Source organism: Promicromonospora panici (assembly GCF_900608595.1).
Taxonomy (GTDB): domain Bacteria; phylum Actinomycetota; class Actinomycetes; order Actinomycetales; family Cellulomonadaceae; genus Promicromonospora; species Promicromonospora panici.
In genome coordinates this window covers 50,428-64,088 of sequence record NZ_UWYY01000015.1, presented here as the reverse complement: position 1 = coordinate 64,088, position 13,661 = coordinate 50,428, and the positions used below count along the sequence as shown (strand labels likewise).

The window sequence follows — 13,661 nt, the reverse complement described above, 5'->3', positions numbered from 1 at the left end:
GTCTCCATCTCGGGCGGGGATGTCACGAGGAAGACTTCAGGCAACCCGCGAACTCATCGGCCCGCTCAGCGCAGCACACGCCCGAGTGCCGCGAATCGCAGCATGTGCGCCTGACCGCTGTGCAGCGCGTACTCGTCGACCATCTTGATCAGCGTGTGGCCGAGCGGGTTGCCATGACCGAGCCCCGGACTGTCGAGCGTCGGAAGCTCGGCGATCGCGGCGTCCGCCCTCACGATCTCGTCGAGATACAGACGGAGGTCGTCCTCGACGGTGTCGGCCGACCCACCCGCGTAGTCGTCGTCGCCGTAGGCCTCGACCAGTTCACCACCGCCAAGGCCCCAGCTCAGATAGGCGTGCTCCATCTGCTGCATATGGCGGATGAGTCCGACGACCGAGAGCTCGAGCGGCGGGACCGACCACTCGGCCAGCTGCTCGGGCGTGAGGTCACGCCATTTCCGCTGGAACTCGTGCCTCTGGAACCCGAGCCAGCCAACGAGGCTTGCGCGCAGGTCAGGTTCCGGTTGCGGTTCGTCCCACCGGTCGAAGTCGAGCTGTGAGAGCGTGTCGGATGCCATGTGGTGCCTCCCGTCGCCCTCAAGGTTATGGGGCTCCGGGCTGAGGCCACCGCTCGCCCAGGAACGAAGGACCGGCACCGCGGAGACGGCGAAGTAGAGCGCCTGTCCGACTCCCCTGAGGTGTGCCAGGGATCGTCGGACAGGCGCTCTGCTTCGCCGTCGTCCGCAGTGCGGGTCAGTCCCGATCGAGCTGCTTCTCGGACCCGCCCTCGGCCGCGCCCTGGAGCTGCTCGTCGACACGGTTCTCCCAGAACGTCGCGTTCTCGATGCCGAGCTGCCGCGGGTCGAACTGCGGGTCCAGGCCCTGCCGCTTCTGCTGGCGGTAGTCCTTGAGCGCCTTCAGAGCGGGGCCCTGGAGGAACAGGACGCCGACGATATTCAGCCAGGCCATCGAGCCCACACCGATGTCGCCGAGACCCCAGGCCGCGCCGGCAGTGGTCACCGCGCCGTAGGCCACCGAGACCAGCACCAGCGCCTGCAGCACCCGACGCATGCCCCGCGCCACGAGACGGTTCTTCATCTTGCGGGTGAGGTAGGTCAGGTTGGTCTCGGCCATGTAGTAATACGCCACGATCGTCGTGAACACGAAGAACGCGAGGGCGATGGCGATGAACGTCGGGCCGGCACCCGGGAACACCGAGTCCAGGCCCTGCTGCACGAAGCCGGGGCCGGGCTCGACGTCGGTGCTCAGACCGCCGTGACCCTCGTAGATGACATCACTCGGCCAGGTCTCCCCGGAGAAGCTGTTGAACATGCCGGTCGAGATGATGATGAACGCGGTCGCGGAGCAGACGAACAGTGTGTCGACGTACACCGCGAAGGACTGCGCGAAGCCCTGCTTGGCCGGGTGCGAGACCTCGGCGGCGGCAGCGGCGTGCGGCCCGGTGCCCTGGCCGGCCTCGTTGGAGTAGATGCCACGCTGCACGCCCCACTTCACGGCGAGGCCGAGGATCGCTCCGAACACGGGCTGGACGCCCAAGGCGCTGCCGAAGATCAGCTCGAACACACGCGGGATCTCCGTGAAGTTCACGAAGAACACGACGATCGCGATGAGGATGTAGAACAGGGCCATCGTGGGTACCGCGATCACCGCGAAGTGCGCGATGCGCTTGACGCCACCGATCACGATGAAGGCCAGCAGGATCACGAGGCCGACGGCGGTGACCCAGGTGGGGACGCCCCAGGCACTGTCGAACGCCGAGGCCATGCCGTTGGCCTGCACGCCCGGCAGGAAGAAGCTCATCGCGAAGATGGTGACGACCGCGAAGATGATTCCGTAGGTCAGCGACAGGCCACGCGCCTTGTGCTTGTACGCCTTCTCGAAGTAGTAGGCCGGGCCGCCGCGGTACTCACCGGTGTCCGGGTCCTTCTCCTTGTAGATCTGGCCGAGGGTCGACTCGATGAACGAGGTCGCGGCGCCGAGGAAGGCGGAGGTCCACATCCAGAACACGGCACCGGGGCCGCCGAAGGCGATCGCCGTCGCGACGCCGCCGATGTTGCCCATGCCCACGCGACCGGCGAGCGACATCATCAGCGACTGGAAGGAGGAGGTGCCCTCCTCCGACTCCTTACCCTGCCTGAGTTGGCTGAGCATGTCGGGGATGTGCCGGACCTGGAGGAAGCCGGTCCGGAGGGAGAAGTACAGACCGGCGAGAAGACAGAGGGCGATCAGCGGGATCGACCAGATCAGCTCGTTCGTGGCGACGATGCGATCGTCGAAGCTCATAGTGACTCCTGGGTGAAATAATCGGACACGCGCACCGGCGCACACTAACGGGTTACCCCTGCATGAGGGCTAATTTCCGCACGCCGATCACCGTGCTGTAACACGATCCGAACCATCCGGGAACGCTGGGCGGCACGACGTGCGGTGATCAGCCGACCTCGGCCTCCGCGAGCAGCGCGTCCCGGTTGGTCCGGATGAACGCCTTCAGGGCGGCGGGCACCAGATTGACGGCGGCCAGTGCGGCGTCGTCGCGCAGGTCCACGTGCTCGACGTCGTACGTCCCGCGGATCGGCTCCTGGAACTCCGGCCCGGACCGCAGCGCCAGGTCCATCGAGACGACCCGCGCGAGGAAGTAGTGGTTCACCGCGATCCCGGCGTCCTTGGGCCGCGAGGCCAGGAACACCTGGCGGACGATCTTCGCCGTCCCGCCGAGCTCCTCCGACAGCTCCCGGTGCAGCCCGTCCTCGACCGAGCCGTCCTCGGGCTCGATGCCGCCGCCCGGCGTCACCCAGTACGGCGCGCGCCCCGGGACCGTCCGCTTGATCAGGACGAGGCGGCCGTCGTCGTCCAGCAGGATCGCGCGGGACGCGCGCCGCACCACCACCGGCGGCGTGGTCGCGGTCTCGACGATCTCGTCGACGATCGGCGCCTGGCGCAGGTACCCCTCGAACAGCGGCCCACCCGCGGCGTCGAGCGTCGCGCGGGCGACGTCGACCATGGCCTGGTCGTCGTGCCGGGCAGCCACCCAGCGGGCGGCGTACCCGCGGTCCCAGGCGCGCAGCTCGCGCAGCAGCCACTTGCCGCCACCGTCCCACCGCCCGGCCGCCGCCAGGGCGAGGTGCCCGACCCGCTCCCACAGCACCGACCGCACGACGTCCGCCTCGCCGCCGTCGCGCGCGTACGCGAGGTCGTCCAGCAGATCGGTCACGCCGTACCGGGCATCCTCGAGAGCGCTGTCCGACGCCGGTCCCGGGCCCGCGTCGACCAGCGCCTGGCACTCGGCCTTCAGCCCGACGACGTGGGTCTCCCCCGTTAACGGCACACCCGTGGCGATCATCCGGGCCAGCGTCGGCTTTCTCCGCGCCGTCTCCTTGGAGATGAACCAGCGGTGGCCGGCCTCGGTGTTCACGAACAGCTCGACCGGCCAGCCGCGCCACCGGAGCGCGTCACGATGCCCGACGGCGTCGTCGGGAACGCACACCACGATGTCGAGGTCCGAACCTGCCGTCCGGGATCCCGGATCGAGCACGCTGCCGGCCAGCAGTGCCCATCTCGCCTCGGGGTAACGGTCGGCGACCAGGGCGGCGGCGTCGGCGATGGGGTCCACGCCCGTCATCCTTGCGTAAACCATCCGACCGACCCATCCGTTTTCGTGAAGTCGCGCTTGGTTTCACGCGATACCGTATCGAGCTGAATAGCGGCTTGTATCCTGCGGTCATGACCGCCGACGTTCCTCACAAGACCGTCGCTGCGGGTGCGACGGGCCGCCCCGGAGACGCCTCGCCTTTCGCGCTCGGCCTGCTCCTGCGCCAGGCACACTGGCGCGCGGCCTCGGTGATGTCGGAGGCGGTTCGGCCGCACGGCATCGAGCTGCGACACCTGGCCGTGTTGATCGAGCTGGTCAACCATGGGCCCACGGTGCAGCGGGACCTGGCGACGGCGACAGGGTCGGACAAGGCAGGAATCATGCGGGTCGTCGACGACCTGGAACGCAAGGGGCTCGCTGTGCGCAACACCGTCCCGGGTGACCGGCGGGCACGGGCGGTGGAGATCACGCCTCAGGGCATGGAGCTCTTCGAAGCGGCCCACGTCGCGGCCGAGCCGCTGGCCGAACGCCTGGTTGCCGGGCTGGAGCCTGGGGAACCCGAGCAGCTGACGGCCCTGCTGACCAAGCTCGCCTATCCCGGCGACGGCGGGACGTAGCGCCCGCGCGACGGTGACGACCAGGACCGATCCTACGTTCGACTTAGTCACATTCGATATGGTATCGATTGATACCAGCAGGGTGAAATGTTGGCTTGTGTCGAGCAGGGGGTAGGGACATGGACGTCTACGAGGCCGTAACCAGCAGGCGGGCGGTGCGCGGATTCACCGACCGGCCGGTGCCGAAGGAGGTGCTGGAGCGCGTGCTGCGCGCCGCGGCCTGGGCGCCGTCGGCATCGAACGTCCAGCCGTGGTGCGACTACGTGCTGACCGGCGCGCCGCTGGCTGAGCTCAAGAAGCTCGCCGGCGCGCGCATCGCCGTCGGCGACCCCTGGGACGAGCCTGAGTACGAACAGTACCCACCCGCACTGAAGGCTCCGTACAGCGATCGTCGATCCGCCTTCGGTGAGCAGCGCTACGGCGCGCTCGGCATTCCGCGCGAGGACCTCGAAGCCCGCCACCGGGCCGCGGCCGCGAACTGGGACTGCTTCGGTGCACCCGCCGCCCTGTTCTGCTACATCGACCGCGACATGGGCCTGCCCCAGTGGTCCGACGTCGGCATGCACCTGCAGACCATCATGCTGCTGCTCCGCGACGAAGGGCTGCACAGCTGCCCGCAGATGGCATGGGCGAAGTATCACGAGACCGTGGCGCAGGTCGTCTCGCCTCCGGACGACCTCATCCTCTTCTGCGGCATGTCGATCGGGTACGAAGACCTCACGGAGGGGCACGCCCGTACGGGCCGGGCACCGCTGGAGGAGACGGTCACGTTCATCGACGGTTAGTTCGCAAGCGTCGATGAAACACTGAGTCGACGGACAGCGAGGAGCCGAGTCATGGACGTGCCGTTCTACTGGGTCGACGTCTTCGCGACCGCAGCGCTGGCGGGGAACCCGCTTGCTCTTGTCCCCGACGCCGACGCGCTACCGGTCGAGACGATGGGGGCGATCGCGCGGGAGTTCAACCAGTCCGAAACGACGTTCCTGGTCCGTCCTGACCGGCCCGGAGCCGACCACCGGCTGCGCTCGTTCACGCCCGCGGGCGTCGAGGTCTTCGGCGCGGGACACAACGCGATGGGCGCGTGGATCTGGCTGGCCCTGGCCGGCCGTCTGGATGCGGGCAGGGACACGTTCGTGCAGCAGATCGGGGAGGACCTGCTGAAGGTGCGGGTCTCCCGGTTGTCCTCGACCGGCGTCGAGGTGTCGATGGAGCAGTCCGCTCCGCGGTTCCTGGGCCGCGTCGAAGACCGGGTGGCGCTGGCCGTGGTTCTCGGTCTCGACTCCTCGGACCTCGTCGGTGATCGCGCGGCCGAGGTGGCGTCCACCGGGGCGGAGCACCTGCTCGTGCCCGCGCGGAACATCGAGGCGGTCGACGCCGCCCAGCCGGACACCGCCGCACTGCGGAAGCTGCTGGCTGGAGCCGGCGCCGAGGGCTGCTATCTCTACACGGTCGACGTCGATCCCGCGGCGGGCGTCAGCGCCTACGCGCGGTTCTTCAATCCGACCGTGGGGATCGTCGAGGACCCTGCTACGGGTACGGCCGCGGGTCCGCTTGCTGCTCTCCTGGTTCGCGACGGGCTCGTTCGCGACCACGGGCGGATCGTTGTCGAGCAGGGTCGGCGGCTCGGGCGGCCTAGCCGGATCGGGCTGAGCGTCGACGGGGCCCTCGTCACGATCACCGGTACGGGGGTCGTTGCCGCCGAGGGTGTGCTTCACCTATGAGAGCGGGACCGATGATCGTGGCGGCCGTATGGTGCAGTGCATGCGCTGTACTCCCCCAGTTGCCGACAACGAAGTGACGTGCTCCAGCGCACGGCACACCTACGAGCCGACCCACCGGGAGAGCCGATGAACGAGAGCACCCATCCAGAAGAGCTGTCGACCGAGATCCTGGACGACGTGGCCGGCGTGGTCGGGGCAGAGGTCACTCTTCTCAGTCGCCTGTCCGGAGGCGTCAATGGAGGTGCCACGCGCGTCCAGCTGGCCGGAAGAGCAAATGCGGTGCTCAAGGCAGTGCCCCTGGCACACCCCGACCACCTGGACGAGACGCTGCGCGCCCAGAGAGTGGTCGAGCACATGCGTAGGCGCGGCTATCCCACACCGGCCTGGCTCGGGGTGGGGGCCACAGCCACTCACGTTTGGCATCTGATGGACTTCGTGGACGCGGCTCCCGTGCCAGAGCTGACCCCGTCCCTCATTGAGCAGCTGATGGAGATCATCGAGCTCCAGGCCGGCCAAGCCTCCGAGCCCTATGACCACTGGTCGTACGCCTGGCGGGTCGCCACCGGTCAGGACCCGGCTGTCGCCGGGCGGGATCTCAACGAGACGCCGGAGCAGTCGCATCTCCGCCAGTCCCTGGCCAGGCTCCCGGACTACTCCTCCGTGGTGTCGGCGTTGGTGGAGCGCCTGCGGCTCGTGTGTGCCGACGTCCCGCCGCCACGAGAGGCACCTGACATGGTCCATGCCGATCTCGCGACCCCCAGCAACGTCCTGGTCCGTGACGGAGCGGTCGTGGCGGTCGTGGATATCGGGAACGCCGGTAGCGGCACGCGGGCGACTGATCTCATCGCCCTCTTGTGGTACACCTTCCAGGATCCGCTGCTGGACGGTGTCCGAAGGCGGCTGTGGACGAGAATCCTCGACCTGGTCGGCTGGGAAGGGGCGGCGGTGCTCGTAGCGGCGCACGTCCTCCACATGCTGGAGATCCCCATCCGTCACGGGCGCCACGATGTCGTTCCAGGGGTTGTCGCGCGCGGCCATCGCGCCCTCGACGAGCTGAACGCGCTTCGCTGGGCCTAACACAGCGGGACGGTTCCGTCCGATATTCCGGACGACGGCAAAGGTGGTCGCCCACGAGCGAGTGGGCGACCACCTTTGCAGTATGGTCCTGCCAGGAGGGCAACATGTCAGGCAGGACTCGCGAACGCGGACAGCTCGAGGCAGAGGTCATGCGCATCCTCTGGGACCACGACGACGCAGTCGGCGCGCGAGCGATCCAGGAGTCGTTCGAGGACGGCCACGTCCCGGCGTACACGACGCTCCTGACCGTGCTCGACCGCCTCGAGAAAAAGGGCGAGGTGGTCCGCATCGCAACCTCCCCCCGCAAGGTCCGTTTCCGCCCCACCCGTTCCGACGGCGAGCGCGCGGGTGCGGCGATGCTGTCGGTGCTCGAAGGCACCGGCGACCGCGAGGAAGCCCTGGCCCGGTTCGCCGACCACCTGACCGCACGCGACGTCGAGATGCTGGAACGCGCACTACGACCGAAGCATGCGACGGGACACAAGCAAGCGGGCTGAGGGCGGCGCCCGGCCGATCGCCACCGATCAACCCGTGAGCATCAGCCCGCACATCGCGGCCATCCCGAAACTCATGAGGGCGTGCGCGAGATCATCGGCGCTCTCACCCCACCAGACCATGCCGCGCTCGCGTCGGTCCCGGACGAAGTGGACCAGGAACAAAGCTCCGCCGGCCAGCAGGATCGCGGCGAGCACCACTCCCCCGACTGTTGCCCCGGTATCCAGTCCGGCATGGGGAACCGTGTGATCGACGTGGTGCGCGTAGCCGGGTGCAGGGCTCATTGCCGCCAGTGCCCACACCATCGCGAGCATCATCGCGACATGCACCGCCTGGACCAATGCGTTCCGATGGCGCCCCGTCCGCGGCTGACCCGCTGACCCGGTGCGGGTCAGCGCATCGACCGCGTACCACCCCGCGATGGCGGCGTGGAAAACTGCCGCCACGACGAAGAACACGAGCTGCGGCAGCACGGGCAGATGAACCCACCACGGCCACACCATCGCGACCATGACGAGGTTCATACCCAGGTGGAACAGGTTGCCCGCCGCGGCGGACGCCTGTCGAGCAGCGACAAGTCGCCAGAGCGAGTGGGCACTCAAGGCAGCAAAGAGGCCCGCCATTGCCCACTGCACGGCCGGGTCCGATATCACTGGCGCCCCCTGTGCTCCCCCACGATGCCTGACGGCAAGTACCTGGCAACAGATGCGTGCAAACAACAGTGGTCGAGCCGTCGCGACAGTACCACTTGATGTAGAGATGGCGGAAGGTCCGCGCTGCCGGTCAGGTCGTGACCGGTGCGGGAGGCCTGGTTCGCGCGGCGCGGAGGCCGATGACGGTGTCCAGCACCAGGAAGCCGAGCGAGGTGTACCCGACCAGCGGCAGGAACAGCCCGACGCCGACCGCGACCACCGCGACGATTCCCAGGCCCCACCAGGGCGCGCCGCGCAGCGCACCGCGGGCGGGCGGCGGACCGCCCCGGCCCCGCGGCTCGCGGGTAGGACGCCGCCTCCACCACATGGTGTACCCGAGCACGACCATCGACCCGATACCCAGCGCGAGGACGAAGAGCACGAGCTGGTTGGTCAGGCCGAACATGACTCCCATGTGCAATGCGATCCCCCAGGAGCTGAGCTTCGCGATGAGCGGGAGCTCCGCGAAGTCGGACCGGTCGGTCACCTGCATCGTGGCGCCGTCGATCGCGACCGAGTCACCCGCCGTCGGGAAGCTTCGCTTGTTCTCCTTGACCACCCACGCGGTGCCCGGCTCAGCGGGCGGGGTGATCTCGATCTCCGGAGCGTCCACGTTGATGCGCTGGGCGATGGCCAGGACGGCGTCGAACGTCGCGGGGTTCACCGGGCCGGTAGGTCCTGCGGAATCATGCCCGCCGTGTGAGTGGCCACCACCCTCGTCGCCGCCCGCACCGGTCAGGCTCGTGTCCAGGGCGGGCGTCGCCCAACCGACCGCGGCGCGCAGGTCACCAAAGTTCGCGCCTCCGTACTGGGACCACGTGATGCCGGTGGCGGAGAGGAACAGCGCGCCCAGCACCACCAGCGCGCCGACGGTCGTGTGCCAGGACAGCACCCGCCGGTACCCGGTGCGCCGCCGCTTGTCAGCTTTACGCCGGGAGGCACGCAGCCGGTTGATCCACAGCACGAGGCCTGCCGTCACCACGATGCCGAGCCAGGACGCCGCCAGCTCGCTGTACAGCCGCCCGGGATCGCCCAGGTGCAGGCTGCGGTGCAGGTTGGAGATCCAGGTGCGCAGCGGGAGCGAGCCGCTGGAGCCGTAGGTGACCAGGTCGCCGCGGACCTCGCCGGTGCCGGGGTCGACGAAGATCGCGCGAGACTCGCTGGGGCCCAGGCCGTCCTGGGCGAACATGACCCGGGTGGTGTTCCCCGGCTCGGGTGCGGGACGCACCGCGGTCAGGACGCCGGCCTCGCCGACCTCCTGCTGGGCGATCTCGATCTGCTCCGCCAGGCTCAGGCGGGCGTCGGTGACCGGGGCGTGCAGCTCATGCTCGTAGACCACCTGTTCCAGGGCGGGGGTCAGTGCGTACAAGGCACCGCTGGTCGCGGCGACCAGGATGAACGGCCCGACCAGGAGCCCGGCGTAGAAGTGCAGCCGCCGTAGCAGCGGGCCGAACCACGGAAGCCGACCCTGGCGCGGCGGCGAGACGTCTACATCGGCGGGCAGGTCGGACGGGTTGGTGGCAAGCGTCTCTGTCATTGAGGGGCCTGCTTTCCGGTGAGAAGGGTGTCACCGACGAAGCCGTCCTCGGAGCACCCTGGCGGGATCACGAAGACGGCCGAGCCGATCGGAACTGTCCATTCGTTGAGCAGGTCGAGCTGGTCCAGGCGCGTCTGGACCGGGACGAACTGGCGGGCGACGTCAGCCTGGAACGACACGAAGATCAGACCGGACCTGGAGACGGCGCCGCCCGCCGGGCGGTCGTCGTAGTTGTAGCCGCGCCGGAAGATCCGCTCGGCAGGGTTCTCGCTGCGCGCACGACGCACGTGGGAGAACTCGGGGATGACCGGGAACCCGATCGGCGTGGTGGCCTCGAAGTCGGGCTCGTCGAACTCGTTCGTGCCGGTCAGGGGCGCCCCGTTGGACAGGAAACGGCCCACGGCCTGTTCCCGCCCGCCGCGGTCGAGCCGGTCCCACTTGTCCAGGTCCATGCCGATGCGGCGGACGACGGCGCTGGTCCCGCCGGCCAGCCACCCCTCGCCGTTCCAGACGACCTGGTCGAAGTCCGCGGTGCCCGGGGCCGGGTTCGACGTCCCGTCGACCTGACCGAAGAGGTTCCGCATCGTGGTGCCCGGCCGGACGCTGCCGTGCGCTCGCCGGAACCCCTGCTGGCTCCAGCGCACGGACGCGAAGCTGCGCGCGTCCTTGAGCAGCATGCGGGCGGCGTGCGCCACTGTCAGCGGGTCGTCTGCGGCGATCTGCAGCAGCACGTCGCCGTCGCTGAACTCGGGCAGCAGCCGGTCGACCGTGAACGAGGGCAGGGCCTTCAGCCAGCCGGGTGCCTCGCCCTGGGCCCGGGCGACGAACCGGGGCCCGAACCCGAATGTCACGGTCAGCCTCGCCGGGGACAGCGCGAGCTCGGGTTCGGAGTCAGCCAGTGCGGGACTGCCCTGGGTCAGGCGTGCGGCGTCGTCCGTCAGGATGCGCATCATCCGCGCCAGGTCGTCACGGTCGGTGGTGTCGAGCAGGTCGAGCGCGACGAAGAGTCCGTGGGCCTGGGCGTCGGTGTCGATGCCCGCCTGGTGCGTGCCGTGGAACGGGACCGTCTCCTGGCCGTTCAGCGGAACGGACGCCTCCTCGGTGGAGGGCGTGGTGTTCAGGGCGTGGTCGGCGCCGATCGCGGTGGCCGCGCCGACGCCGGCGACAGCTCCTCCGAGGAGGAACTGTCGCCGGGTCGACCCGGTCATGCCGCCGCGACCGGACCCCGCGCCCGTGCCGGGCGCGGGCATCAGCCCTCCGTACCCGTGCCGTCGGCCCCGGCGTCGGCGTCGCCCATCTCCGGCTCCGGGTCGCCGCCTACGTAGTTCTCGTTCGCCCCGGAATAGTCCTTCACAGGCACCGTGAACTCGTAGGTCGACTCGTCGGAGAACGTGAGCGTGAACGCGACCTCCTCGCCCGCTTCCAGCGGGTCCGTGAGGTCCATCAGCATGATGTGGTTGCCGCCCGGTTCCAGGCTGAGAGTGTCACCGGCGGGGATGACGAAACCACCCTCGATCTCGCGCATGATCATCTCGCCGGCCTCGTTCTCCACGGTCTCGTGCAGTTCGAGCATCGAGGACGCCTCGGTGGTCGCCGAGACGACCGTGACGTCCCCGGAGCCGGAGTTGGTGAGCCCGCCGAAGGCGGCGGACATCCCCGAGCCGGCGGCCTTCACCCAGCCGTCGGCGATCGCCACGCTCTGACCGGCAGACGACGCCGAGCCGTCGGCGCCGCCGTCCGTGGCGCCGACGGTGGTGCCGCAGCCTGCAAGGGCCAGCGCGGCGGCGGCGAGAAGAGCACCGAGCCGCGTGCTGGTCGAGGCGGTCATGGTCTTGCTCTGGGTCTTGCTCTGACGAATGGTCAGCTGGTTGTTCACAGGAGTACCTCTCACACTGTTTCCGACGAGCCCGGGTCGTCCCCGGGACCGTCGGCACCGCCCGCATCGCTGCGGCGGCGGAGAAACTGGACAAGAGCGAGCAGGGCCACCGCGACGGCGGCCCCGCCCGCACCGACGAGGACGACCCGCCAGGGCACCTCGCCCTCCTGTGCGATCTGAGTCTGCGTACTGCTCTGCGTACTGCTCCGCGCGTCGGCGCCGGCATCGGGCGCGCCGGCCGTGTCGGGTACCGACACGCCTCCCCCGTCGCCACCGGACCCGGTACCTTCCGCTGCGTCCGCCGGTTTGCCGTCGCCGACGGCGAACGGGACGACACCCGAGATGGGGTGCCCGTCGGAGGACACGACCCGCCACCGGATCTCGTACCCGGTGTCGGCCATCCCCGGGTCGAGGGCCGCCGTCACCGTCGGCCCGTCGACCATGGGGGCGGCGGACACCCAGTCGGTGCCGCCGTCGTCGGACACGACGACCGCGGCGCCCATGTCCAGGACATCGGCCGAGAACGTCAAGGACACCGCGGACGGTGCCTCGGCCAGTGTCTGGCCGGACGCTGGATCACTGGAGATCAGCTTGTCGTGGGCGGACGCCGGAGCCGCCGTCGCGATCGTCGCGACGACAGCCACCGCCAGCCCGGCCACGAGGGGACGGGATCGGGGCATGAAGAAACCTCTCCTCCGACGCCGGGAACGGCGTCGGCACGCACAGGGACCTGGGTCCCCGCTCGCCACGCAAGGCGAGCGGAACGGCACATGGGCACAGGACGTGCCCGTGATGCAGAGCTCAGACCGCGTGCGGTACGGGAGGTCCCCTGCGGCGCAGAGGGGAAAGCTGCGGGTCCGGATGCAAGGGCCGGAAGGTCGCGGCGACCACGCTCGGCAGCGCCGGACGCACAAAGGAGCCGGCGTCCTCGACGACGGCACGCCCGCGCAACAGCCAGGCGGCCGTCCGGACGGCGAGGTCGCGCAGGCGGAGCAGCATCAGCTCGCCGCGGTACAGGACGACGATCGTGACGACCGCCGCCACGGCGTGCCAGACCCACATCGTGGCGTCGGTATGCGCCATCTCTGTTGTCTGCCCGGCGGTCTCGGCCGAGGTCGGCACGACCATGCCCTGGTGCCCGGCATGCGCACCGGAACCCGAGGAGGCCTGCGCGGGTCGCACGGGCGTGCCCAGCATGAACAGCACATGGAAGAACAGCTGGCTCGCCACCACCGAGGCCGACAGCCCGAGCAACGACAGGCGACGTCCGGCCCACGCCATGCTGACCGGCAGCGAGAGCGCGAGCGGGACCACGATGCCCAGCAGGCCCGGCATCTGCCCGCCACCGGCAAGGTGGGACGCCAGCGCGACGAACGTCGCCGACGACGCCGCGAGCCCACCACGCAACGCACGCACACGCCTGGCGTGGTCGTCGCGTGCGGACATGTCGCTCCCTGTCTCACGGCCGGCCGGGATCTCGTCCTGTCGAGACGCGTCCTGGCCAGGACTCGGTTCGCCAGGCAGCCTAGACCTGGCCTCGGCTACAGAACCACATCGATCCGACAAACACCAACAAACAACGGCCCCGGCGGGAACGCCGGGGCCGTTGCCAGAGCCTGTGACGTTACTCGGGCCCCTCCTGCAGCGCACGCACCTCGATCCGCGACTGCAGCGCCGCCGAGCACCGCTCGGCCCAGCCGAGCGCGGCCTCCTCGTCGGCGACGTCGATGATCCAGAAACCGCCCACGTACTGGGGCGCCTCGACGAACGGCCCCGGGATGCGCTTCGCCTCGCCACCGGTGGCGTCGACGGTGATCGCCGTCGACGGCGGCATGAGCCCGCCCGCCGTGACCCACGCTCCGGACTCGGTGAGCGCGGTGTTGAACCCGTCGACGGCGGCGATGATCGCCTCCAGCTCGGCAGGATCCATCTCCTGCATCGACTCCATCGTCGGTTCGTCGGCGGTGTCGTGCGGCATGGTCAGGAAGTACTGCGTCATCGGACTACTCTCCTTCTGTCTCGGTGATCTGAAGTGAAGC

At 69.4% G+C, this 13,661-nt stretch carries 15 protein-coding genes; 5 read left to right on the top strand and 10 right to left on the bottom strand.

Annotated features, from left to right (window positions below; translation table 11 throughout):
- Positions 1-65: 65 nt before the first annotated feature.
- The 3 genes from EW117_RS18190 to EW117_RS30250 all read right to left on the bottom strand — a co-directional run bounded on the left by EW117_RS18190 (position 66) and on the right by EW117_RS30250 (position 3,628).
- Entirely contained in the window at positions 66-575 is a 510-nt protein-coding gene (locus EW117_RS18190) for a mycothiol transferase (RefSeq protein ID WP_129788126.1), read from the bottom strand.
- 175 nt (positions 576-750) lie between these two features.
- On the bottom strand, positions 751-2,301 hold the full coding sequence (locus EW117_RS18185; protein ID WP_129788125.1) for an alanine/glycine:cation symporter family protein: 1,551 nt from the start codon (positions 2,299-2,301) through the stop codon (positions 751-753).
- Between the two features lie 148 nt (positions 2,302-2,449).
- Positions 2,450-3,628, bottom strand: a complete 1,179-nt coding sequence (locus EW117_RS30250; protein ID WP_242504361.1) for an NUDIX hydrolase — start codon at positions 3,626-3,628, stop codon at positions 2,450-2,452.
- Positions 3,629-3,738: 110 nt separating this feature from the next.
- Here EW117_RS30250 and EW117_RS18175 point away from each other — a divergent pair, with 110 nt between their 5' ends.
- From EW117_RS18175 to EW117_RS18155, 5 genes are all read left to right on the top strand, one after another.
- Positions 3,739-4,224: a MarR family winged helix-turn-helix transcriptional regulator gene (locus EW117_RS18175; RefSeq protein ID WP_129788124.1), complete on the top strand. Its 486-nt coding sequence runs from the start codon at positions 3,739-3,741 to the stop codon at positions 4,222-4,224.
- A 119-nt stretch (positions 4,225-4,343) separates the two neighbouring features.
- Positions 4,344-5,009, top strand: a complete 666-nt coding sequence (locus EW117_RS18170; protein ID WP_129788123.1) for a nitroreductase — start codon at positions 4,344-4,346, stop codon at positions 5,007-5,009.
- A gap of 51 nt (positions 5,010-5,060) precedes the next feature.
- Complete coding sequence (locus EW117_RS18165; RefSeq protein ID WP_129788122.1) at positions 5,061-5,945, top strand: PhzF family phenazine biosynthesis protein; 885 nt, start codon at positions 5,061-5,063, stop codon at positions 5,943-5,945.
- Between the two features lie 126 nt (positions 5,946-6,071).
- Complete coding sequence (locus EW117_RS18160) at positions 6,072-7,022, top strand: phosphotransferase family protein (RefSeq protein ID WP_129788121.1); 951 nt, start codon at positions 6,072-6,074, stop codon at positions 7,020-7,022.
- A 104-nt stretch (positions 7,023-7,126) separates the two neighbouring features.
- Positions 7,127-7,519, top strand: a complete 393-nt coding sequence (locus EW117_RS18155; RefSeq protein ID WP_129788120.1) for a BlaI/MecI/CopY family transcriptional regulator — start codon at positions 7,127-7,129, stop codon at positions 7,517-7,519.
- A 27-nt stretch (positions 7,520-7,546) separates the two neighbouring features.
- On the opposite strand, the gene EW117_RS18150 is transcribed toward EW117_RS18155, so the two are convergent.
- The 7 genes from EW117_RS18150 to EW117_RS18120 form a co-directional block, all read right to left on the bottom strand.
- Positions 7,547-8,140, bottom strand: coding sequence for a DUF5134 domain-containing protein (locus EW117_RS18150; RefSeq protein ID WP_277986477.1), 594 nt, complete (start codon positions 8,138-8,140; stop codon positions 7,547-7,549).
- A 160-nt stretch (positions 8,141-8,300) separates the two neighbouring features.
- On the bottom strand, positions 8,301-9,746 hold the full coding sequence (locus EW117_RS18145) for a PepSY-associated TM helix domain-containing protein (protein ID WP_129788118.1): 1,446 nt from the start codon (positions 9,744-9,746) through the stop codon (positions 8,301-8,303).
- Entirely contained in the window at positions 9,743-10,996 is a 1,254-nt protein-coding gene (locus tag EW117_RS18140) for a Dyp-type peroxidase (RefSeq protein ID WP_129788117.1), read from the bottom strand. The genes EW117_RS18145 and EW117_RS18140 overlap by 4 nt, the downstream gene beginning before the upstream one ends.
- Positions 10,996-11,622, bottom strand: a complete 627-nt coding sequence (locus tag EW117_RS18135) for a copper chaperone PCu(A)C (RefSeq protein WP_242504360.1) — start codon at positions 11,620-11,622, stop codon at positions 10,996-10,998. The genes EW117_RS18140 and EW117_RS18135 overlap by 1 nt, the downstream gene beginning before the upstream one ends.
- 11 nt (positions 11,623-11,633) lie before the next feature.
- Positions 11,634-12,302 carry a copper resistance CopC family protein gene (locus EW117_RS18130; protein ID WP_165362758.1) on the bottom strand — a complete coding sequence of 223 codons (669 nt, stop codon included), beginning with the start codon at positions 12,300-12,302 and terminating at the stop codon, positions 11,634-11,636.
- A 121-nt stretch (positions 12,303-12,423) separates the two neighbouring features.
- The gene (locus tag EW117_RS18125; RefSeq protein WP_129788116.1) at positions 12,424-13,068 is read right to left on the bottom strand and encodes a hypothetical protein; all 645 of its coding nucleotides are present in this window, start codon (positions 13,066-13,068) and stop codon (positions 12,424-12,426) included.
- A gap of 178 nt (positions 13,069-13,246) precedes the next feature.
- Positions 13,247-13,621, bottom strand: coding sequence for a YciI family protein (locus tag EW117_RS18120; RefSeq protein WP_129788115.1), 375 nt, complete (start codon positions 13,619-13,621; stop codon positions 13,247-13,249).
- Positions 13,622-13,661: the final 40 nt, after the last annotated feature.

What these genes read in the sequence shown, in the direction of transcription:
- EW117_RS18160 (WP_129788121.1), top strand. Translation starts at nt 6,072, where the DNA reads ATGAACGAGAGCACCCATCCAGAAGAGCTGTCGACCGAGATCCTGGAC.
- EW117_RS18140 (WP_129788117.1), bottom strand. Translation starts at nt 10,996, where the DNA reads ATGCCCGCGCCCGGCACGGGCGCGGGGTCCGGTCGCGGCGGCATGACC.
- EW117_RS18150 (WP_277986477.1), bottom strand. Translation starts at nt 8,140, where the DNA reads ATGGCGGGCCTCTTTGCTGCCTTGAGTGCCCACTCGCTCTGGCGACTT.
- EW117_RS18165 (WP_129788122.1), top strand. Translation starts at nt 5,061, where the DNA reads ATGGACGTGCCGTTCTACTGGGTCGACGTCTTCGCGACCGCAGCGCTG.
- EW117_RS18125 (WP_129788116.1), bottom strand. Translation starts at nt 13,068, where the DNA reads ATGTCCGCACGCGACGACCACGCCAGGCGTGTGCGTGCGTTGCGTGGT.
- EW117_RS18175 (WP_129788124.1), top strand. Translation starts at nt 3,739, where the DNA reads ATGACCGCCGACGTTCCTCACAAGACCGTCGCTGCGGGTGCGACGGGC.
- EW117_RS18170 (WP_129788123.1), top strand. Translation starts at nt 4,344, where the DNA reads ATGGACGTCTACGAGGCCGTAACCAGCAGGCGGGCGGTGCGCGGATTC.
- EW117_RS18155 (WP_129788120.1), top strand. Translation starts at nt 7,127, where the DNA reads ATGTCAGGCAGGACTCGCGAACGCGGACAGCTCGAGGCAGAGGTCATG.
- EW117_RS18145 (WP_129788118.1), bottom strand. Translation starts at nt 9,746, where the DNA reads ATGACAGAGACGCTTGCCACCAACCCGTCCGACCTGCCCGCCGATGTA.
- EW117_RS18120 (WP_129788115.1), bottom strand. Translation starts at nt 13,621, where the DNA reads ATGACGCAGTACTTCCTGACCATGCCGCACGACACCGCCGACGAACCG.
- EW117_RS18190 (WP_129788126.1), bottom strand. Translation starts at nt 575, where the DNA reads ATGGCATCCGACACGCTCTCACAGCTCGACTTCGACCGGTGGGACGAA.
- EW117_RS18185 (WP_129788125.1), bottom strand. Translation starts at nt 2,301, where the DNA reads ATGAGCTTCGACGATCGCATCGTCGCCACGAACGAGCTGATCTGGTCG.
- EW117_RS18130 (WP_165362758.1), bottom strand. Translation starts at nt 12,302, where the DNA reads ATGCCCCGATCCCGTCCCCTCGTGGCCGGGCTGGCGGTGGCTGTCGTC.